Source organism: Belnapia sp. F-4-1, from assembly GCF_000802185.1.
Classification (GTDB): Bacteria; Pseudomonadota; Alphaproteobacteria; order Acetobacterales; family Acetobacteraceae; genus Belnapia.
On the sequence record NZ_KN676113.1, the window covers coordinates 5099240 to 5119821 of the forward strand.

General features: G+C 71.0%; 20 protein-coding genes. 14 read left to right on the plus strand and 6 right to left on the minus strand.

Going from position 1 to position 20582, the window contains the following annotated elements:
* Positions 1 to 7: 7 nt before the first annotated feature.
* From LH62_RS24045 to LH62_RS24060, 4 genes are all read left to right on the plus strand, one after another.
* Positions 8 to 880, plus strand: coding sequence for an MBL fold metallo-hydrolase (locus LH62_RS24045; protein WP_043364641.1), 873 nt, complete (start codon positions 8 to 10; stop codon positions 878 to 880).
* A 4-nt stretch (positions 881 to 884) separates the two neighbouring features.
* Positions 885 to 1433 (plus strand): carboxymuconolactone decarboxylase family protein, encoded by a 549-nt coding sequence (locus LH62_RS24050; protein ID WP_043364642.1) that lies wholly within the window; start codon positions 885 to 887, stop codon positions 1431 to 1433.
* An 81-nt stretch (positions 1434 to 1514) separates the two neighbouring features.
* Positions 1515 to 2708: an alanine--glyoxylate aminotransferase family protein gene (locus LH62_RS24055; RefSeq protein ID WP_043364643.1), complete on the plus strand. Its 1194-nt coding sequence runs from the start codon at positions 1515 to 1517 to the stop codon at positions 2706 to 2708.
* A gap of 93 nt (positions 2709 to 2801) precedes the next feature.
* Positions 2802 to 3515, plus strand: a complete 714-nt coding sequence (locus LH62_RS24060; RefSeq protein WP_043364644.1) for a CHASE3 domain-containing protein — start codon at positions 2802 to 2804, stop codon at positions 3513 to 3515.
* 137 nt (positions 3516 to 3652) lie between these two features.
* Here LH62_RS24060 and LH62_RS24065 read toward each other — a convergent pair whose 3' ends face one another.
* The gene (locus tag LH62_RS24065) at positions 3653 to 4750 is read right to left on the minus strand and encodes a mandelate racemase/muconate lactonizing enzyme family protein (RefSeq protein WP_052214866.1); all 1098 of its coding nucleotides are present in this window, start codon (positions 4748 to 4750) and stop codon (positions 3653 to 3655) included.
* Positions 4747 to 5973 carry an MFS transporter gene (locus LH62_RS24070; protein ID WP_160299879.1) on the minus strand — a complete coding sequence of 409 codons (1227 nt, stop codon included), beginning with the start codon at positions 5971 to 5973 and terminating at the stop codon, positions 4747 to 4749. Before LH62_RS24070 ends, LH62_RS24065 begins: the two co-directional genes overlap by 4 nt.
* A gap of 224 nt (positions 5974 to 6197) precedes the next feature.
* On the opposite strand from LH62_RS24070, the gene LH62_RS24075 reads away from it, so the two are divergent.
* A complete protein-coding gene (locus tag LH62_RS24075) occupies positions 6198 to 7145 on the plus strand; it encodes an ATP-grasp fold amidoligase family protein (protein WP_160299880.1) in 948 nt (315 codons plus the stop codon).
* A 60-nt stretch (positions 7146 to 7205) separates the two neighbouring features.
* Here LH62_RS24075 and LH62_RS24080 read toward each other — a convergent pair whose 3' ends face one another.
* On the minus strand, positions 7206 to 7610 hold the full coding sequence (locus LH62_RS24080; RefSeq protein ID WP_236552619.1) for a cupin domain-containing protein: 405 nt from the start codon (positions 7608 to 7610) through the stop codon (positions 7206 to 7208).
* Between the two features lie 32 nt (positions 7611 to 7642).
* Complete coding sequence (gene gloB, locus LH62_RS24085; RefSeq protein WP_043366513.1) at positions 7643 to 8371, minus strand: hydroxyacylglutathione hydrolase; 729 nt, start codon at positions 8369 to 8371, stop codon at positions 7643 to 7645.
* A 62-nt stretch (positions 8372 to 8433) separates the two neighbouring features.
* Here gloB and LH62_RS24090 point away from each other — a divergent pair, with 62 nt between their 5' ends.
* The 4 genes from LH62_RS24090 to LH62_RS24105 all read left to right on the plus strand — a co-directional run bounded on the left by LH62_RS24090 (position 8434) and on the right by LH62_RS24105 (position 13600).
* Positions 8434 to 9159, plus strand: a complete 726-nt coding sequence (locus tag LH62_RS24090; RefSeq protein WP_043364648.1) for a class I SAM-dependent methyltransferase — start codon at positions 8434 to 8436, stop codon at positions 9157 to 9159.
* A gap of 48 nt (positions 9160 to 9207) precedes the next feature.
* Complete coding sequence (locus tag LH62_RS24095; protein WP_043359747.1) at positions 9208 to 10557, plus strand: IS1182 family transposase; 1350 nt, start codon at positions 9208 to 9210, stop codon at positions 10555 to 10557.
* Between the two features lie 261 nt (positions 10558 to 10818).
* Complete coding sequence (locus LH62_RS24100) at positions 10819 to 12429, plus strand: ABC transporter substrate-binding protein (protein WP_043364649.1); 1611 nt, start codon at positions 10819 to 10821, stop codon at positions 12427 to 12429.
* Positions 12430 to 12514: 85 nt separating this feature from the next.
* Positions 12515 to 13600 carry an SMP-30/gluconolactonase/LRE family protein gene (locus LH62_RS24105; protein WP_043364650.1) on the plus strand — a complete coding sequence of 362 codons (1086 nt, stop codon included), beginning with the start codon at positions 12515 to 12517 and terminating at the stop codon, positions 13598 to 13600.
* 69 nt (positions 13601 to 13669) lie between these two features.
* Here LH62_RS24105 and LH62_RS24110 read toward each other — a convergent pair whose 3' ends face one another.
* Positions 13670 to 14845: an acetyl-CoA C-acetyltransferase gene (locus tag LH62_RS24110; protein WP_043364651.1), complete on the minus strand. Its 1176-nt coding sequence runs from the start codon at positions 14843 to 14845 to the stop codon at positions 13670 to 13672.
* Positions 14846 to 14906: 61 nt separating this feature from the next.
* A complete protein-coding gene (locus tag LH62_RS24115) occupies positions 14907 to 16112 on the minus strand; it encodes an alpha/beta fold hydrolase (protein WP_043364652.1) in 1206 nt (401 codons plus the stop codon).
* Positions 16113 to 16376: 264 nt separating this feature from the next.
* On the opposite strand from LH62_RS24115, the gene phaR reads away from it, so the two are divergent.
* The 5 genes from phaR to LH62_RS24140 all read left to right on the plus strand — a co-directional run bounded on the left by phaR (position 16377) and on the right by LH62_RS24140 (position 20564).
* Positions 16377 to 17012, plus strand: coding sequence for a polyhydroxyalkanoate synthesis repressor PhaR (phaR, locus tag LH62_RS24120; protein WP_052214867.1), 636 nt, complete (start codon positions 16377 to 16379; stop codon positions 17010 to 17012).
* Between the two features lie 109 nt (positions 17013 to 17121).
* Positions 17122 to 17583 carry a helix-turn-helix domain-containing protein gene (locus LH62_RS24125; RefSeq protein WP_369796810.1) on the plus strand — a complete coding sequence of 154 codons (462 nt, stop codon included), beginning with the start codon at positions 17122 to 17124 and terminating at the stop codon, positions 17581 to 17583.
* A gap of 93 nt (positions 17584 to 17676) precedes the next feature.
* On the plus strand, positions 17677 to 18447 hold the full coding sequence (locus LH62_RS28690) for a hypothetical protein (RefSeq protein WP_052214868.1): 771 nt from the start codon (positions 17677 to 17679) through the stop codon (positions 18445 to 18447).
* A gap of 138 nt (positions 18448 to 18585) precedes the next feature.
* Complete coding sequence (locus LH62_RS24135) at positions 18586 to 19296, plus strand: ribonuclease activity regulator RraA (RefSeq protein ID WP_043364653.1); 711 nt, start codon at positions 18586 to 18588, stop codon at positions 19294 to 19296.
* A 227-nt stretch (positions 19297 to 19523) separates the two neighbouring features.
* Positions 19524 to 20564 (plus strand): EamA family transporter, encoded by a 1041-nt coding sequence (locus LH62_RS24140; RefSeq protein WP_043364654.1) that lies wholly within the window; start codon positions 19524 to 19526, stop codon positions 20562 to 20564.
* Positions 20565 to 20582: the final 18 nt, after the last annotated feature.

A 20582-nucleotide genomic window follows, 5' to 3' on the forward strand; every position in this document is an offset into this window, starting at 1 on the left:
CGCGGCCATGCAGAGCCTGAGGATCGGCGACGTCACCATCACCAGCATCATCGAGCGGGACGGGCCCTGGCGGCGGCCGGAGGACATGTTCCCGGCCTACGACCCGGAGCGGGGCAGGCAATACCTCGCCGGGATGGACCCGGTGGTCTTCGACCCGGCGAGCGGGCGGATGGTCATCACCTACCAGACCTTCGTGGTCCGGACGCCGAAGCACACCATCCTCGTCGACACCTGCACCGGCGAGGACAAGGGCTTCCCGCCGCCGATGGACTTCCCGAAGGCGCCGTGGCTGGAGGGCTTCCGCGCCGAGGGGCTGCGCTTCGAGGACATCGATTACGTCTTCTGCACCCATCTCCACATCGACCATTGCGGCTGGAACACCCGGCTGGTGAACGGCCGCTGGGTGCCGACCTTCCCGAAGGCCAAGTATGTCTTCCACAAGGGCGAATACGCCGCCTGGGAGGAGGCGACGCGGCGCGGCGCCAGCCCGCCCGGTCAGGTCTGGCGGATGAACTGCGAGCCCGTGGTCGAGGCCGGCCAGGCGCTGCTCGTCGATGACGACTTCGCCCTCGACGACTGCATCCATCTCTCGCCGACGCCGGGCCATTCGCCCTGCCATTGCTGCGTGAACATCACCTCGGGCGGCCAGCGCGCCGTCGTCACCGGCGACCTGATGCACCACGCGCTGCAGATCCGCGAGCCGGCCTGGTCGACCATCTTCGACTGGAACGCCGAGCAGGGCATCGCCTCCCGCCGCGGCTTCCTCGCCGAGGTGGCGGATACGCCGACCGTGGTGCTGCCGATCCACTTCCCCGGCCGCACCGCCGGGCGGGTGACGGCGGCGGCCGACGGCTTCCACTACAACTTCCTCAAGGAGTAAGCGCATGGCCCGCCTGCCCTATCTGGAGAAGGCCGACCTCGCGCCCGACGACCAGGCGCTGCTCGCCCGCGACATCAACCTGCACAAGATCCTGGCGCACAACCCGGCGGCGGCGCGGGCCTTCGGCACGCTCGGGCAGTACCTGCGGCACGGCACGACGCTCGATGCCCGGCTGCGGGAGCTGGTGATCCTGCAGATCGGCTGGCAGGCGCGCTCGCCCTACGAGTGGTCGCACCACATCAAGATCGGCTACGACTTCGGCGTCACCGATGCCGACATCAGGGGGCTGATCGCCGAGAGCCGGGGCGAGGACTCGGCGCTGGAGCCGCTGGCGCGGCTCTGCCTGCGGGCGGCGCGCGAGCTGTATGACGGCGCCATCGCCCCCGCCAGCTTCGCCGAGCTGGCGGGGCAGCTCGATCCCGCCAGCCTCACCGACATGGTGATGACGGCGAGCTTCTACTGCGCGGTGGTGCGGCTGCTCGCCAGCTTCGAGATCGATGTGGAGGAGAGCTACCAGCCGTATCTGGAGGCCTTCCCGCTTCCGGCCGGCTGAGGCGCCATCTACCCCCTGGGCAACCGCCCCCCTGTCATGGGATGACCATGGGATAACATCATCTTGGGGGATCAGGACGCCATGAGCGCCACGCAGCCTGCCCGGAAGCCCCGCGGCCGCCAGTTCTTCGCCAATCCCGGCCCGACCAACATCCCGGATTCCGTGCTGCTGGCCGGGGCGCATCAGACCGTCGACTTCAACGACCCGAATTTCATCGAGGTCTACACTGCCTGCATCGACGGGCTGAAGCGCGTCCTCAAGACGACGCAGAACATCTTCCTCTACACCGGCTCGGGCCATGCGGCCTGGGAAGCCTGCCTCGTCAACCTGCTCTCGCCGGGCGACACGGTGCTGATCGTCGAGAGCGGCTACTTCTCCGAGTCCTGGGCGAAGATGGCCGGCGACCTCGGCCTCGAGGTGCAGACCGTGGCGGCCGACTGGCGCCGCGGCGCCGACCCGGCGGCGGTGCAGGCGGCGCTGGCCGCCGACCGCGACCACCGCGTCAAGGCCGTCTGCGTCGTCCACAACGAGACGGCGACGGGCATGACGCTGCCGGTGCAGGAGATCCGCGCCGCCATCGACGCCGCCGGGCACCCGGCGCTGCTGCTGGCCGACACCATCTCCTCCCTCGGCTCGCTCGACTTCCGCATGGATGAGTGGGGCGTCGATGCCTCGGTCGGCGGCAGCCAGAAGGGGCTGATGCTGCATACGGGCATGAGCTTCAACGGCGTCTCCGCCAAGGCAATGGAGGCGCACAAAGCCTCGCGCCTGCCGAAGCACTACTTCAACTGGACCAACATGCTGGCCCGGCCGCACAAGAGCTTCGTCGGCACGGTGCCCGTCAGCTTCTTCTACGCCTTGCAGGAGAGCCTCCGCCTGATCGAGCAGGAGGAGGGGCTGGAGAACGTCTTCGCCCGTCACCACCGCCTTGCAGGGGCGGTGCGGGCGGCGGTGCAGCACTGGTCGGGCAACAACGGGCCGCAGCTCTTCTGCCTGAACCCCGCCCGCTACTCCGACAGCGTGACGGCCATCCTGATGCCGGAAGGCTTCAATGCCGACGACCTGCGCGGCGTGGCGCTGAAGCGCTTCAACGTCTCGCTCGGCGGCGGGCTCGGCCCGCTCGGCGGGAAGGTGTTTCGCATCGGCCATCTCGGCGACCTGAACGAGCCAATGATCCTCGGCACGCTCTCGACGGTCGAGCTGGCGATGCGGGTGGCCGGCGTGCCGCATGCGCCGGGCGGCGTGGATGCGGCGATCGCGGCGCTGGCGGAATAGGCCCCGCCCCCCGCCTGCGGCCGGGCCGCGGGCGGGACGCCGCTTTTTCGCTGGCCGAGCCAGCCATCCCAGCTTATTCACAGCAACGTGACTATGATGCTGGGGACCGATCCGGTGCGGCAGGCGGCGAAGCAAACGATCCGGCGCCGCGTGACGCGGCTGCTGCAGCCGGTGGCAGCCCCCGTGCTGTCCGCCGCCATCCTCGTGCATGCCTGCATCGCCCTCTCCACCTCGCGCCGGTGGGAGCTGCACACCTACGAGGTCCTGCAGTCGATCTCGGCGGCGACTCAGACCCTGGACGAGGCGGTGCGGCGGCAGCAGAACTACATCCTCACCGGCGACCGCAGCGCCCTCGCCCTGCTCTACGTGACCTTCGAGCGCCTCCACGCCTCCCTCAGCGCCATCGCGCGGCTCACGGCCGACAACCCGCGCCAGCAGGCCAGCATCGCCGAGGGCCGCCCCGTCCTCGACGGCGCCCTGCGCCTGGTCGCTCAGGGCGTCGCCCGCCGCCATGCGGGCGAGGTGGACCGGGAGGAGGCGGGCACCCTCTGGGCCAGGCTCGATGCCGAGGTCGCCCAGGTGAAGCTGGTTTTCGACCGCCTTGCGGACGAGGAACACGCCCTGCTGCTGGACCGCGCCGAGGCAAGCCGCGATGCCGAATTCGGACTGATCCTCGGCGCCGTCGCCACCGGCCTGCTGGCCCTGGCCTCGCTCGCCACGGCCATCGGCGAGCTTCGGAAGGAGGACGATGCCGCCGGCCCCATCGCCACCGCGCAAACGCCCTCGGTGGAAGCCCCCGGGGCCTAAGTCGCCGGCCCGGCGACAGCCGAGCGGAAGCGCCCTGGAGCAGACGCCGACCGGAGGGAATCATCCGATCGGAGCGATCGCCCGCCAGGACGACTACCTGGAGCGGCGCGCGCGAGCCGGCGCCAACGGAGCCCGCCTCAGCGCAGCACGAAGTCCCGCATCACCTCCGGCCTGAAGGCAAGGCCGTGCCCGGGCGTTTCCGGCGCATGGATCATCCCCGCCTCGATCCGCGGATGCTCGACCCAGAGGTCGTCGAGCAGCCCCATCTGCTCCGCCCAGGCCGCGTTCGGGATGCTGGCCAGCAGGTGGACGTTCAGCTCCGGGAAGAGATGCGGCGCGATCGTCATCCCCCAAGTGTCGGCGACGGTTGCGATCTTGCGCAGCTCGGTCAGCCCGCCGCGCATCGGATCGGGCTGCAGGATCGGAAGTTTGGGATTCTCCAGCACGGGCTTGAGGTCGGCCCGGCCGAAATGCGTCTCGCCGCCGACCACCCGCGTCGTCAGCGCCTCGGCGCAGCGGAGATAGCCGGCGAAGTCGTCCGGCAGCACCGGCTCCTCGATCCAGTAGGGGTCGTACTCCTCGAAGGCGCGGCCGGCGATGATCGCCTGGTCCGCCGTCCAGCCCATATTGATGTCGATCATGATCTCGACGTCGGGCCCGACCGCGTCGCGTACCATCCGCAGGTTTCGCACGTCCTGCCGCCAGTCGCCGATATGGGCGGCCTGCATCTTGATGGCCTTGTAGCCGCCCTCCACGAAATGCCGCGCCTTTGCCGCCATCCCCTCGCCGAGCGAGCCGCGGAAGCAGCCGCTGCCGTAGACGGGGATGGTGCTTCGCACATGGCCCCAGAGCCGGTGCAGCGGCAGGCCGGCCGACTTGCCGAGGATGTCCCAGAGCGCGATGTCGATGGCCGACTGCGCCATCATCGTCACGCCGCCGCGCCCGCCGGTGACGCTCATCCGCCAGAGATCCTGCCAGATGCCCTCGACCTCCGTCGCGCTGCGGCCGATCACGCGCGGCGCCATCGCCTCCTCGATGCAGAGGCCGATGGTGCGTTGCAGGGGCAGCGTCAGCAGGTGCAGGTAGCCCATCCCGGTGATGCCGGATGCGGTCTCGACCTCGACCACCACCAGGTCCCGCATCGGCCCGAGCGGATGCCCGGCCAGCCAGGGGTCCTCCGGCCAGGGCAGGCGCAGCAGGGTCGTCCGCAGGGCGCGGATGGTCAGGTCGTTCAAGGTCGTTCCTCCCCGTTCGGGATGTGCCGCCAAAGCCTGCGCGTCAGCAGCAGCGCCAGCAACCCCTCCGCCCCGCTGATCGCCGCCGCCACCGGCGCGCCCAGCCAGTCGGCCAGCAGGCCGATATGGACGAAGCCGACCGGCCCGATGCCGATGCAGACCGAGAGCAGGCCGAGCACGCGGCTGCGCAGCGCGATCGGCGCCAGCCGGTAGACCAGCGTCGCCTGCATGATGCTGAACCCCGCCTGGCCGAAGCCGGTCAGCAGCAGCGCCGCCCCGGCCGCCCAGGGGTGCGGCGCCAGCGCGAAGAGCATCTGCATCAGGAAGAACATCGTGATGCCGCCGAGATAGCACCGCCCATAGACCGGCGGCCGCACCCAGGCGGCGACGGCGAGCGCGCCGAGGAAGGCGCCGACGCCGTCCATGCTGGCGAGCACGCCGACCGCCTCCGGCCCGAGTTGCAGGCGGTCGGCCGCCACCACCGGGATCAGGCTGGTGAAGGGCCAGCCGAAGATGTTGAAGATGACGGTGACGAGCAGCGTGCCGGACAGCCGCGGGTCGGCCCGCACCGCCGCCAGCCCCTCGCGGATGCGGGCGCCGACGCCGGTTCCGTCCGCGGCGCGGACGCCGCTGCGGTAGCGGAGCCGCAGCATCGCCACCACCGCCAGCCCATACAGCCCGACCGAGACGATGAAGGTCCCGCTGATGCCGACTGCGGCGAAGATCAGCCCGGAGAGCGTCGGCCCCAGCATGCGGCTGGCATTGTTGCTGCCGACATCGGCCGACATGGCGGCGCCCATCCGCGCCGCGCCCGCCACCTCGCCCACCATCACGCGCCGCACCGGGTTGTCGGCCGCCCAGGAGAGGCCGTTGATGAAGCTGGCCACGGCGAGGTGCCAGACCTCCAGCATCCCGGCCAGGGCCAGCAGGGCAAGCGCCAGCGAGGTCACCAGGCTGACGAGGACGATGCCGAGCAGCGCCGTCCAGGCCTCGACCCGTTCCGCCACCGCGCCGAGCACGGCACCGAACAGGCCCATCGGCAGGACGCGCAACATCCCCAGCATCGAGACGAGGAAGGCGGAGCCGGTGGCCTGCCAGGCGAAGAGCGCGACGGCCAGCGTCTCCAGCCAGCGAACCAGGAAGATGACGAGCCCGACGAACCAGAGTCGGCGGAAGTCCGGCATGGCGAAGAGCTGCGGCTCTCCCGCCGCGGATGCGGTCACGCGGATCGATTCCTCCCGGCGCTTTCCCGCATGGTGGCGCGGCCACGCCGCGCTGGCCAGACGCCTCGGCTGCATTGGCGTAATCCGGCCGTCAGGGAACAGGGAGGAGCCCCGGCCGTTGGTGCGGTCGCAGGCCCGGCGAGCGCGGGCCGGGCACCCTGATTCGGGAGAGAGCTTTGCACGTCGACAAGCCCAGCCGCATTCATGGCTGGCTGGCGCACTCCTTGCGCCCTGCCCTTCATTTTGCGGCCGACCGGATTCCCTGGCTTGACCGCCTGCGCGTGAAGCGGCGCCTGCGTAGGGCGCTGCGCGCCTCGCTCGGCTACGAGCCCGATTTCCGTCACCCACGGACCTTCAACGAGCGCATCGCCCACAAGATCCTGAACGACCGCAACCCGCTGATCCCGCTGACCCTCGACAAGGTGCGGGTGCGCGATTGGGTGGCGGAGCGCATCAGCCCGGACTACCTCGTGCCGCTGCTCGGCATCTGGGAGCGGGCGCGGGACATCCCCTGGGACGACCTGCCCGGCAGCTTCGTTGCCAAGACCAACCACGGCAGCGCCTACAACCTGATCGTGCCCGACAAGGCGAAGCAGGACCGTGCCGAGGCCATCCGCACTCTCGATGGCTGGATGGCCGAGAATTACTATGAGCGCGCACGGGAATGGGGCTACCGGGACATCCCGCGCCGCATCTTGATCGAGGAGTTCCTGCACGGCCGCGACGGCGGCGTGCCCGAGGACTACAAGCTCTTCTGCTTCGGCGGCCAGCCCAGGCTGCTGAAGGTGATCCATGGTCGGTTCACCCCGGCCGACCGGCATTTCTACTACGACCCGCAGACGCTGGAGCCGCTCGACCTCGGCGCCTTCCACCCGGCCGATTTCCCCAGTGACCCGCCTCCGCCGCCCGAAGCGCGTGGGCTCTGCGACCTTGCCGCCCGGCTCGCCGCGCCCTTCGATGCCGTCCGCGTCGATTTCTACCTGATCGACGGGCGCCCCTACTTCGGCGAGCTGACGCATTATACCGGCGCCGCCTCGATTTCGCTGGGCTCCTACGAGAAGGATCTCAGGGTAGGCGAGATGTGGGCCGAGGGGCTGCGCCAGCGGGACAGAGCCAAGGCCGCCGCGCCGGGCCGGTTGCGCAGGCCCACCGAATATCCCGCGCCGGGCTGAAGCTCAGCCGAACCGCGCCGGGCGCCGCCTGGAACGTCCTTGCCACCAGCAGCCGGGCCGTCAGCCCGGCGCCCATCCGGGCGGCGCCATCTCGAATCCCTCGAAGCGGAAGGCCGGGCTGACGGTGCAGCCGACCAGCGTCCAGGCGCCGAGGCTTCGCGCCGCCTGCCAGCAGCCCGCCGGCACCAGGGCGAAAGGCCGCTCCCCGGCGCCGAGGTCAGGCCCGAGGCCGATCTCCTCGACGGCCCTGCCATCAGCCGAGAGGCCGAGCGCCAGGGCCGCGCCGGCATGCCAATGCCAGCCCTCGGCGGCATCGACCCGATGCCAGTGGCTTCGCTCCCCGGCGGCGAGAAGGTAGAGGATCGAGGTTCCCGCACCGCGCGCGCCATCCCCGGGCGCATCGCGCCAGGTCTCGCGGTAATGCCCGCCCTCGGGATGCGGGCGGAGGCCAAGCGCGGCGATCACCGCCGCAGCCTCCAGCCCCAGGTCGCGGAGGTTCAGCGGAAATTATCCTTGCCGGTGCGGATGGCGGCGAGGCGAGCCACGTCGTCGGCGCGGAGGAACGGGTTGGCGGCCTTCTCCTCGCCGATGGTTGTCGGCACGGTGGCGCGGCCGGCGGCACGCTCGGCCTTCACCTCGGCGGCGCGGGCCTGGAGGGCGGCGTTGTCCGGCTCGACGGTGAGGGCGAAGCGGGCGTTGCTCTCGGTGTATTCATGGCCGCAGCAGACGAGCGTCGCCTCCGGCAGGGCGGCGAGGGCTTCGAGGGAGTAGAACATCTGCGCCGCCGTCCCCTCCAGAAGCCGGCCGCAGCCGAGGGAAAAGAGCGTGTCGCCGCAGAGCAGCACGTCGCCCTCGGCGAAATGGAAGGCGATATGGCCGACGGTGTGGCCGGGCGTGTCGATCACCACACCCTTCGTCGCGCCGACCGCCACCGTCTCCCCGGGCTTGAGGGCGAGGTCGAGGGGCGGCAGGCGGTGGGCATCGGCGGCGGCGCCCACGACCTTGGCGCCGAAGCGGGCGCGGACCTCCTCGACGCCGTCGATATGGTCGCCATGATGGTGGGTCAGAAGGATGAGGTCGCAGCGCCCCCCTGCCGCCTCCAGCGCAGCGATCGCCGGCGCTGCCTCGCCCGGGTCGCAGACGGCGACGGTCCCGGTCGCCGCGTCGCGGAGCAGCCAGGCGTAATTGTCGGAGAGGCAGGGAATCGCAGTGGCCGAGACCGGCATGGCGGGGACCTCCTTCACGCTGCCCCGTGAACTCCGGGGCCGATTCGTCCTATATCCTCCCCATGCGCCACGAGGTCCACGGCCTGCGGGATTTCTATGCCACCCCGGCGGGGCTTGTCGCCGCGCGCCTGCTGCGCGAGCGGCTGCGCCTGGCCTGGCCGGACCTGCCGCGCGGGGCGGCGCTGCTCGGCCTCGGCTATGCCAGCCCCTTCCTGCGGATCTGGCACCGAGGCGGGGCGCGCTGTGTCAGCCTGCTGCCGCCGCATCTGCCGGAATGGCGCTGGCCGCGCAGCGCCCGCAGCCGCACCGCCATCGGCGAGGGCGAGGCCCTGCCCTTCCCCGACCTGTTCTTCGACCGCATCCTCCTGGTCCACGGGCTGGAGCATGCCGAGAATGGCCGCCGCCTGCTGCGCGAGGCCTGGCGCGTTCTGAAGGATGATGGCCGGCTGCTGATCGTGGCGCCCAACCGCCTCGGCCTCTGGGCGCATCTGGAGCGCACGCCCTTCGGCCATGGCGAGCCCTATTCGACGGGACAGCTGGAGCGTTTGCTGCGCCGCCAGCTTTTCGCGGTGACGCGGCGCGACTCGGCGCTTTTCATCCCGCCCTTCCGCACCCGCCTCCTGTTGCGCGGCGCGGGCGCCTGGGACCGGCTCGGCAGCCGGCTCTGCCCCGGCTTCGGCGGCGTCACGCTGATGGAGGCAACGAAGGATTTCTCGGAGCTGATCCCGGCCGGGGCGGTGCCCGCGGTGGGCCGGCGGCGGCGCGTCGTGGTGGCGGAGACGGCCTAGCAGCTTGTCGGATTCCCATCTGGCCTGAAATGGGCGAATCTGGCGGGCATGACAGGGTTCATTCCGTTCAGCCGCGAGCAGGCCTTTCTGCTGCCGCCGGATGCCAAGGACTGGTTGCCGGCGGACGACGTGGCGCACTTCGTAGTGGCGGCGGTGGACCGGGTGCCGCTCGGCGCCTTTGCGGTGCGGCCGATCCCGGGCGGCAAGGCGCAGTATCACCCGCGCCTGCTGCTGGCGCTGCTGATCTACTGCTATGCGAACGGCATCTTCTCCTCGCGGCGGATCGAGCGGGCGACCCACCGCGACATTGGGGTGCGCTACGTGGCGGCGAACCTGCACCCCGACCACGACACCATTGCCGCCTTCCGCCGGGCCAACCGCGCTGCCTTCGAGGCGGCCTTCCTGCAGGTGCTGCTGCTGGCGCGCGAGAGCGGCCTGCTGCGGCTCGGGACGGTTTCGATCGACGGCACCAAGCTCGACGCCAACGCCTCCAAGATCCGCTCGGTGCGGTATGACCGCGCCAAGGCGCTGCGCGTCAGGCTCGCTGCCGACATCACCGACCTGACCAACCGCGCCGAGGCGGCCGACGCTGAGGCCCAGCCCGACCCGCAGGCGCTGCCCGCTGAGATCGCCAGGCGCGAGGCGCTCAAGGCCAAGCTCGATGCCGCCTGCGCCCGGCTGGAGGCCGAGGCCCGTGCCGAAGCCGAGGCCGCCCGACCCGAGTATGACGCCAAGCGCGCCGCCTACGAGGCCAAGACGGGCCGGCGGGGCCGCCCGCCCAAGCCGCCCAAGGACGATCCGCCGCCCGAGCGGCAGTCCAACCTCACCGACCCCGACAGCGCGCTGATGCGCCGCTCCGACGCCCATGAGTACCGCCAGGCCTACAACGCCCAGGCTGTGGTCTGCGCCGAGGGCTCGCAGCTGATCCTCGCCACCGGCGTCGTCGCCACCTCGGCCGATGCGCCGAGCTTTGCCGCAACCATCCTCGGCATGGAGGGCGGCATCGGCCTGCCACAGACCGTCCTCGCCGACACCGGCTTCGCCTCAGGCGAGGCAGTTGCCGCCCTCGAGGCGCACGGGATCGAGCCGCTGGTCGCCATCGGCCGGACCCAGCCGCACCGCGCCTACGACTTCCGGCCGCCACCCCAGCCCAGGACGCCACGCCGCATCACCGAGCCCTGGCGCCTCGCCATGGTGGCCAAGCTCGAAACCCCTAATGCCAAAGCCCGCTACGCCCGTCGCAAGCAGACCGTCGAGCCCGTCTTCGGCACCATCAAGTCAGCCCTCGGCTTCACCCGCTTCCACCTCCGCGGCCTCGCCAAGGTCACCAGCGAGTGGACCCTCGTCGCCCTCGCCTACAACTGCCGCAGGCTCCACAACCTGCGGCTCGCAGCCTGATCGCGCCTCAACCCTCGGCCTGACACCAAGTGCAAATCCGACAGGCTGCTAGTGTCCTGATCTCGACATCCTGCGGATTTCGCTCTCAGTCCAGTCGCCATTATTTCAGTGGCCTGCTTATTCACGAAGCCGTGGGTAAACCCGCGAACTTCGCGGGCAGGACACTAGCGGCCAATCACCGGCCGCTTGCAGGATCACGGACCGGTCTTTCCGGCACGCGAATTGCAGCTGCCGGGCGATACGCAAGCCCGGGGTTTCCGCATGTCCTTTTCCCGCCGCGCCCTTCTCGGCGCTTCTGGCCTCGCCCTCGCGCCCAATGATTGGGCAGTCGCACCGGCCGCCGCCCAGGCCGAGCGCGTGATCCGCTATGGCATCTCCATGGCCGATATCCCGCAGACGACCGGCCAGCCCGATCGCGGAGCCGGCGCCTACCAGTTCACCGGCCATACGATCTATGACCCACTCGTCGCCTGGGAGATGGACGTCGCCGACCGGCCCGGAAAGCTGGTCCCCGGCCTCGCCACGACTTGGCAGGCCGATCCGGCCGACCGCACGAAATGGGTCTTCCGGTTGCGCGAGGGCGTGCGCTTCCACGACGGCTCGGGTTTCGACGCCGATGCGGTGATCTGGAATTTCGAGAAGGTGCTGAACCCGCAGGCGCCGCATTTCGACAACCGGCAGGCAGCGCAGGTCCGCCCCCGCCTGCCCAGCGTCGCCAGCTGGCGGAAGCTCGACGCCATGACGGTCGAGGTCACCACCAAATCCGTCGACAGCATCTTTCCCTACCAGATGCTCTGGTTCCTCATCTCCTCGCCGGCGCAGTACGAGAAGCTCGGGCGGAGCTGGGAAAGGTTCGCCGCCGAGCCCTCCGGCACCGGCCCCTTCCGCCTGGCGAAGCTGACGCCGCGGGCGAGCGCCGAGCTGGCGCGCAACACCGGCTACTGGGATCCCAAGCGCATCCCGAAGGCGGACCGCGTCATCCTGGTCTGCGCGCCGGATGCGGTGACGCGGACCAATGCCTTGCTGACCGGGCAGGTCGATTTCATCGAGACGCCGGCGCCGGACCTGGTGCCGCGCCTGAAGCAGTCCGGCGCGCGGATCATCGAGAACGTCACGCCGCATGTGTGGAACTACCATCTGAGCCTGTTGGAGAACTCGCCCTGGCGCGACATCCGGCTGCGCAAGGCGGCCAACCTCGCCATCGACCGCGACGGGGTGGTGGCGCTGATGAACGGGCTGGCGAAGCCCGCCGTCGGCGTGGTCGATCCCTCCTCGCCCTGGTTCGGCAACCCGAGCTTCAAGATCCGGCACGATCCGGCCGAGGCGCGGCGGCTGCTGGCGGAGGCCGGCTTCTCGCCGCGCAACCCGCTGAGGACGCGCTTCCTCGTCGCCACGGGCGGCAGCGGGCAGATGCTGTCGATGCCGATGAACGAGTACATCCAGCAGAGCTGGCGCGAGGTCGGCATCGCGGTGGAGTTCGAGCCTGTCGAGCTGGAGGTGCTCTACACCTGCTGGCGCCAGGGCGCAGCCGGCGAGCTGGCGCGGAACGTCACCGCCAACAACGTCGCCTATGTGACGAGCGACCCGCTCTATGCGCTGATCCGCTTCTTCCACTCGAAGCAGATCGCCCCGACCGGGGTGAACTGGAGCCATTACCGCGATGCGGAGATGGACCGGCTGATCGAGACCGCGATGCAGACCTTCGACCCCGCCGAGGTGGACCGGCTGATGGCCAAGGTCCACGAGAAGGCGGTGGACGAGGCGCTGCTGGTCTTCGTCGTCCACGACACCAACCCGCATGCCGCGACGAGCAAGGTGCGCGGCTACACCCAGGCGCAGCACTGGTTCCAGGACCTCACCACGCTGGCGTAACCACGCCATCGCGAAGCCCGGAGCGGCAGCGGCCGTGCCAGCGTGATCCCTCGCCGCACCCGAAGCGGCGGGGGAGAGGAAACCCATGGCAGACCCCATCATCGGGCGCCGCTCGCTCGGCGCGCTCGCCGGCGCGCTCGCGGCCGGCGCCGCCATTCCGGCCCAGGCCCAGCGCGGCTACGACCGCGGCGCCGCGCCGACCCGCTACCCCGATGCCGACATCGTCGCCATCGACCCGAAGCGCTTCACCGCGAAGCTCGGCAACACCACCATCCGCCGCCTCGGCACCGGCTATGGCTGGGCCGAGGGGCCGGCCTGGCACGCCACCGGCCGCTTCCTGATCTGGTCCGACATCCCGAACGACGAATGCCTGCGGCTGGTCGAGGAAGACCAATCGGTGCATCGGCGCTTCCGCAGCCCCTCCGGCTTCTCCAACGGCAATACCTTCGACCGCGAGGGGCGGCAGATCGCCTTCCGCCACTTCCACCGCGACGTTCTGCGCTACGAGCCGGACGGCAGCACCACCGTGCTCGCGGCGCGCGGCCCCGACGGCGCCTTCAATGCGCCGAACGATGGCGTGGTGCATCCGCAGGACGGCGCGATCTGGTTCACCGACCCGGGCTATGGCGCGCTGATGAACTACGAGGGTCAGCGCGTCCCCGAATCCGCCAACAGCCCCCGCCCCTTCATCAAGGAAGCGATCTACCGCATCGACGCGCAGACCGGGCAGGTGGCGAAGGTCGCCGACGAGCCCTTCAAGCCGAACGGCCTCTGCTTCTCGCCCGACTACCGCCGCCTCTACGTCGCCGACAGCGGCAAGTCCCACTACGAGGCGGCGAAGAACATCATCTGGATGTTCGACGTTGACGGGCCGCGCCTCTCCAATCCGCGCACCTTCTGCGACATGGATCTCAACGGGAAGTCGGGCTTCGGCGACGGCCTCCGCTGCGACGAGCAGGGCAATGTCTGGGTCGGCGCCGGCTGGGTCGGCGACGGCTACGACGGGGTGCATGTCTTCGCCCCCGACGGCCAGCGCATCGGGCAGATCAGGCTGCCGGAGATCTGCGCCAATCTCTGCTTCGGCGGCGCGCGGCGGAACCTTCTCTATATGACGGCGAGCCAGTCGCTCTACATGGTGCCGGTGGAGACCAAGGGGGCGCATTTCTGCTGAAAGGCTTGCAGGGGCTCTGCCCCTGCACCCCGCCGGGGGGAAAGCTTCCCCCCGGGCCCCGCCGCGAGTTTACACCCGCTCCAGGCACATCGCGACGCCCATGCCGCCGCCGATGCAAAGCGTCGCCAGGCCGCGCTTGGCCTCGCGCCGCTGCATCTCGAAGAGCAGCGTGTTGAGCACGCGCGCGCCGCTGGCGCCGATCGGGTGGCCGAGGGCGATGGCGCCGCCGTTGACGTTCACCTTCGAGGTGTCCCAGCCGAGGTCCTTGTTCACCGCGCAGGCCTGCGCCGCGAAGGCCTCGTTCGCCTCGATCAGGTCGAGCGTCGAGATGTCCCAGCCCGCCTTCTGCAGCGCCTTGCGGCTCGACGGGATCGGCCCCGTGCCCATGATCGAGGGATCGACGCCCGCCGTTGCCCAGGAGGCGATGCGCGCCAGCGGGGTGATGCCGCGCTTGCGCGCCTCCTCGGCCGACATCACCACCAGCGCCGCGGCGCCGTCGTTGATGCCGCTCGCATTGCCCGCCGTCACCGTGCCGTCCTTGCTGAAGGCCGGCCGCAGCTTCTGCAGCACCTCGAGCGTGGTCTCGGGCTTCGGGTACTCGTCGTCGGAGATCGTCACCTCGCCCTTCCGCGTCTTCACCGTCACCGGGGCGATCTCGTCGCGGAAGCGCCCGGCCTTCATCGCCTCGCCCGCCTTGCGCTGCGAGGCGGCGGCGAACTCGTCCTGCTGTTCGCGGGTGATCTGGTACTTCTGCGCGACGTTCTCGGCGGTCGTGCCCATGTGGTAGCCGTGGAAGGCATCCCACAGCCCGTCCTTGATCATGGTGTCGACGAGCTGGAGGTCGCCCATCTTCTGCCCGGCGCGGAGCTGCTGGGCGTGCGGCGCCTGGGTCATGCTCTCCTGGCCGCCGGCGACAACGATGCTCGCATCGCCGGTCGCGATCTGCTGCGCCGCCAGCGCCACCGCCCGGAGGCCGGAGCCGCAGAGCTGGTTGATGCCGAAGGCGGTCCGCTCGACCGGGATGCCGGCGGCGACGGCGGCCTGGCGGGCCGGGTTCTGCCCGGCGCCCGCGGTCAGGATCTGGCCGAGGATGACCTCGTCCACCTCCTCAGGCCGCACGCCGGCCCGCTCCATCGCCGCCTTCAGCGCGATGGTGCCGAGCGCATGCGCCGGCAGGCTGGCAAAGGCCCCGGAGAAACTGCCGACCGGCGTGCGCGCCGCGGCGGCAATGACGATATCGGTCATATCTGGCTTCCCTAACCCGTTTTATGCAATCCGGCGCAGTCTGAACCCACACCGGCCCTGGCTACAAGCCGAGCCCCGAGAGCCAGCGTCGCAGCGGTCGCCACAGCGCCTCCTCGGCCCCCTGCCCGGCCACCATGCCGATATGGCCGGCCGCCGCCCCATGCACCAGGGCTCCCGGCAGCGCCCCGGCCAACGCCAGGGCCGAGGCCGGCGGCACGATCCGGTCGCGCGACGGAATGGCGAGGAAGCTGGGCATGGCGAGCTGCCGCGGCTCCACCGCCTCGCCGGCGATGCGCCATTCGCCCCGCGCCGGCGCATTCGCCCCATACCATTGGCCGAGCACCTCCCGCGCCACCGGCGCGGCCAGCGCGATGCCGTCGTTCAGCCAGTCTTCCAGCGCGACGAAGCGCCGGGCCCGCGGGCTGTCCGGGTCGAGCGCCGCGAAGCCGCGGTATTTCCCGGCGACGGCGAAGGGATCCAGCGCGGCGAAGAGCGCCTGGAGAACGTCGACCGGCATGGCCCCCGTCGCCGCCAGCAGCGGCTCCAGACCCGGCAGCAGCGCACCGAGCGATCGCGCCCGGCCCGCATCCTCCGCCCAGAAATCCCACGGCGTCGCCAGCAGGCCGAGCGCCCGCACCCGTTCCGGCCGGCGCTGGGCCGCGGCCATCGCCAGCAGCCCGCCCATGCAGTACCCGACCAGCACCACCGGCTCTCCGGCCGCAGCCAGCGCCCGCTCCAGCCGCCCGGCGACATAGTCGGTGAGGGCGAAGCGTCGCTCGACAGGGCCGGGCTCGCCCCAGTCGAGCAGCAGCACCCTGAGCCCCTGCCCGGCCAGGAAGCGGAGCATGGAGGCCTCCGGCATCAGGTCGAGGATATCCGCCCGGTTCACCAGCGAGGGCACGACGAGGACCGTAGGCCCCTCGCCGCCATAGTCGAGCAGCCGGCTGCCGCCCTCGGCCCAGGGCACCGACAGCGCCGGCGCCTCCCGCTGCCAGGGATGCCGGCGATAGGCGCGGATCCCGACGAGCAGCGCGGCATCCTCTCGGTCGAGCGCGCGCCAGACGGCGCGGGCGAAGGCCTCAGGCGGGTGGCCGGCGGCGGCGAGCCGGCCGGCGAGGCTCTCCAGCGCCGGCCTCGAGCGCGGCCACCCTGGCTTCGAGCTCGGCGATCCGGGCAAGGAGGCCAGCGGCAACGCCGTCATCGCCAGCCACCGCCGCATCCCCAGCAGGCCGAGATGCAGCGGCAGCGGCCGTGGCCCCCGCCTCACGCGGCGCGCCCCCGGGCCATTCCCTTGGCCATCCGGCCAGCACCAGCCGCCAGGCCGCCATCATGTCGGCATCCGCGGAGAGCGCCGTGACCTCCTCCTGCCAAAGCCCGATCCATTCCTCCGCCAGCCGGTCGAGCCCGTCCCCTCCCGCCATGCCGCATCCCCGCGCGCGATTGTGTGCAATGCAAAAACCCGCTTCCGCGCGGGCCATTCGGGCGTGCTACGCTGTCCGGCCTTTCACGCAAGAGCCGCATCGGAAACGCCATGGCCGACAGCACCGCCCGCGCCGAACCTGCGCCCGAGCTTCCCGCCGCCCCTCCGGTGGTGGTGAAGAAATATGCCAACCGCCGCCTCTACAACACGGAGTCCTCGAGCTACGTCACCCTGGAAGACCTGGCCGGAATGGTCCGGCAGGGCCGCGACTTCGTGGTCTACGACGCTAAATCGGGCGAGGAGATCACGCGTTCCGTCCTTACCCAGATCATCGTCGAGGAAGAGTCCAAGGGCCGCAACCTGCTGCCCGAGGGCTTTCTTCGCCATCTCATCGGTTTCTACGGCGACAGCCTACAGACCGTGCTGCCCCGCTACCTCGACGTGGCGATGAACGGCTTCGCACGCCAGCAGTCGCAGATGCGCCGTTCGATGGAACAGGCGATGGGGGGCTTCATGCCTTTTCCAAGCATCGAGGAAGTGAGCAAGCAGAACATGGCGATGATGGAGCGGGCGATGAGCCTCTTCTCGCCTTTCCGTCCCAGCGACGCGCCGCACGGCACCGGCCAGGCCCCGGGGCACGGCCCCTCCGGTCAAACCATTGAATCCCTGAAGGCCGAGGTCGAATCCCTGCGCCAGCAACTGACCGAATTGCAACGCGGCAAGACGGACTCCTCGCGCTCCGGGTGAATCGGACCGTTCTGCCTCCATCACGCGTTCGTCACGCGCTGCGGTGGAACGGGGACCATCCCACGGCATTGCCCAAGGTGAGACAACCACGGGCTCCGAGGGATACAATATGCCAGCCAGCACCGAAACCGGTACGCCGCGCCCCGCTGCCGCCAAGATGGGTCAGCGGGCCAATGCGGCGGATCGCCATGTCGGCGCCCGGATCCGGGAGAGGCGGGTGATGATGGGCCTCTCCCAACAGCAACTCGCCCGGATGATCGGGGTTACCTATCAGCAGGCTCACAAATATGAGCGCGGCCTGAATCGCATCTCCGCCGGCCGCTTGTTCGAGATCGCCCAGGTGCTGAACGTCGCCGTCTCCTGGTTCTTCGAGGGCCTGGCCGATGAGAGCGAGCCGAGCGAGATCTCCCCGCGTCAGCGCATGTGCCTGGAACTGGCCCGCAATTTCGCGCTGATCGACAACGAGAAGCACCAGGAGGCGCTGAGCCAGATGGCCCGGGCCCTGGCCGCCCAGAGTCTGGCCGAGAACCCGGAGCGCGAGCTGGCCGTTGAGACGGAAGAGCGCCACTGAGGCGCCTTCTCTCCGGCTTGAGGTAGCTTGCTGATCGTGTCGAGGCGTCCGCCTGCCCCCCCGCTCCTGCGTCCGCGGAAGCGCAATTCCTGGATGGCCCCGGCCGGCTTGGTGCTGGCCCTGGCCGGGCTGGCAGGCGGCGTCACGATCGGCATCGGCCTGCGGGCGCCGCCGCGTCCCGCGGCGCCCGTGGCAAGCCTCGCGCCGGCTCCCCAGCCGGCCCCGCCTCCGGTGGCGCCGGCCCCCACCTCCACCCCTGCCGCTCCTTCGGCAGCCGATGCCGCTGCCCTCCGGGCCGATGTTGCCGCCGAGCAGGCCCGGCTCGACAGCTTGCGCCAAGCCCGCGCCACGGCGGAGGCGGAGCTGGCCACGCTGCGCCAGGGCCGCGCTTCGGCCGAAGCCGAGCTGGCGACCCTGCGTCAGGCCCGCACCGCCGCCGAGGCGGAGCTCGCCGCGCTTCGCCGCGACCTCGCCTCTGGTCGGCGCGACCTTGCCGCAGCCCAGCCGCCCACGCCACAGATACTCGCCCCACCGCCCCGGCCGCTCCGCCTGCCGGAGACGGTGGCCGCCGCGCCCGGCCAGCCGCGCGTCTACATCCATCTCCGCGCCGGTTCCTCGGCCGCCGCCAACGCTGCGGCCGAGCTGGCCCCGCAGCTCCGCGAGGCCGGCTTCGACCTCGGGGAGCCGCGCGTCGTCACCGCCACCCCCTCGCAGCGCGTCGTCCGCTACTTCCATGGCGAGGATGCGCCGGCCGCCGCCCGCCTCGCCGGCCGCCTCGGGCGAGGCTGGGCGATCCAGGACTTCCGCAATTTCGAGCCGGCGCCAAGCACCGGCATGCTGGAGATCTGGCTCCCCGACCGGTAGCGGCCCATCCTCCCGGCCTGCCGGACGCCGCGCTGCCCGGTGGCGCCTGCCCGGTGGCGCCTGACTAGCGCCCTTCCTCGACAGCCATGGCAGCCCGGCGCCAGACTGCGCCGCCCCGACCACCGCGCCAGGACAGCCATGAACCCCGACACCCGCCGCAAGCTCGCCGAGGTCAGCACCGCAACCCTCACCACCGCGCTGTTCAAGCACGGCTTCCGCAACCTGTTCCTGCAAGGGCCGCAGCTGGTGAACCCGGCGGCGCCACGGCTGGTCGGACCGGCCTACACGCTGCGCTACATCCCGGCGCGGGAGGATCTCGACACGCTCGACGCCTTCCTCGACCCGGACCATCCGCAGCGCAAGGGTGTGGAGGAATGCCCGCCCGGCAGCGTCTTCGTCATCGACAGCCGCGGCGACCCCAGGGCGGCCAGCGCCGGCGGCATCCTGCTCACCCGGCTGATGACGCGCGGCGCCGCCGGCGCCATCACCGATGGAGGCTTCCGCGACACGCCGGAGATCGCGGAGATGCCCTGGCCGGTCTATCACGCCGCGCCAAGCGCCCCGACCAACCTGATCCGCCACCACGCCGTCGACCTCAACCTGCCGATCGCCTGCGGCGAGGTGCCGGTCTATCCCGGCGACATCATGGTGGGCGATGGCGAGGGCGTGGTCTGCATCCCCGCGCATCTGGCCGACCAGGTGGCGCAGGAGGCCCATGAGCAGACGGTCGGCGAGGACTTCGTGCAGGAGCGCGTTGCCGCCGGCCACACCATCCGCGGCCTCTACCCGATGACCGACCCGAAGAACCGGGAGCTCTTTGCCGCCTGGCGGAAGGAACAGGGGCGTTAGAGCCTTCCTGGCCTGCTCGAAAGCCGGTCTTCGGTGGGCGCCAGGGCCTCGCTGCTCCCTGCGCTCAGAGCGACATCGGAGGCTGCAGGTGGCGCATCGCGCCGCTTGCGGTCCGAACTTTCCCGAGCCTCCCGTGTTCGCCCTTGCCTGCGCTGACTGCCGGAGGCACCGATGGCCCAAAGGTTGAACACTCCACCCCGGCAGGGCCCTGGCCGAGCCGCCACGCCTTGAGCGGCGCGAGCTTCCCGGCCTCCCTCGCCCGACTGCTGCCCCGCGCCATGGACTGGCGCATCCCCCTCGCCCTCGCCGCCACCTATGCAAGCTTCGGCTCCGGCCCGGCCGGCGCGCGGGCGGCGCTCGATACGCTGCCGCCGCTGCTCCTCGTCGGCATTCGCGGCATCGTGGCGGGGGCGGTCCTCTATCTCTGGTCGCGTGCCTCCGGCGGACCTCGCCCGACCCGCCGCCACTGGCTGGCCGCGCTTGGGATCGGCCTGCTGATCCTCGTCTTCGGCGCCGGGGGCGGCACCTTCGGCCAGAAGACCGTGCCCTCCGGCATCGCCGGGGTGATGTCCGCCCTGCTGCCGATCGTCGCCGCCTGCCTCGGCTACCTGCTCTTCCGTGAGCGCCCGGCCCGACGCGCCCTGATCGGCCTGGTGATCGGCATCGCAGGCCTCGGGCTGCTGCTCCGGCCTGGAGCCGATCTCGATCTCTTCGGCGTCACGCTGCTGATCGCCAGCCAGTGCGCCTGGGCGCTCGGCGCGGTGCTGGCGCCGCGCGCCGGCCTGCCGGACGACCCGCGCCTGGCGGCCGGGATGGAGCTGCTCTGCGGCGGCGCCGTCCTGCTCCTCGCGGCCGGCCTGATGGGGGACGTGACCGGGCTCGATTGGCATGCCGTCTCGACGCAATCCTGGCTCGGCCTCTGCTGGCTGATCCTCACCGCCGTGGTCGGCTTCACCGCCTTCGGCTTTCTCGCGGCCAATGTGACGTCCTCGGTGGCGACCACCTTCTCCTATGTGAACCCGGTGGTGGCGCTGGGGCTGGGCTGGCTGCTCTTCGCCGAACCCCTCACCTGGCAGGCGATGCTGGCCACGGCCGTCGTCGTCGTCGGCGTCTGCCTCATTGTCTCCGCGAAATCGGAGGCGCAGACGACGGCGCAGCACCCGATGACCTCGGGCCATGGCCATCGCCGCTTCATCGTGAGCACGCCGCTGTCGCCGGACGGCCCAGCCCCGGCCGGGTCGAGGCGGATCACCAAAGCCGGGCCGTGACCGCTGCGAGGCGGCAGC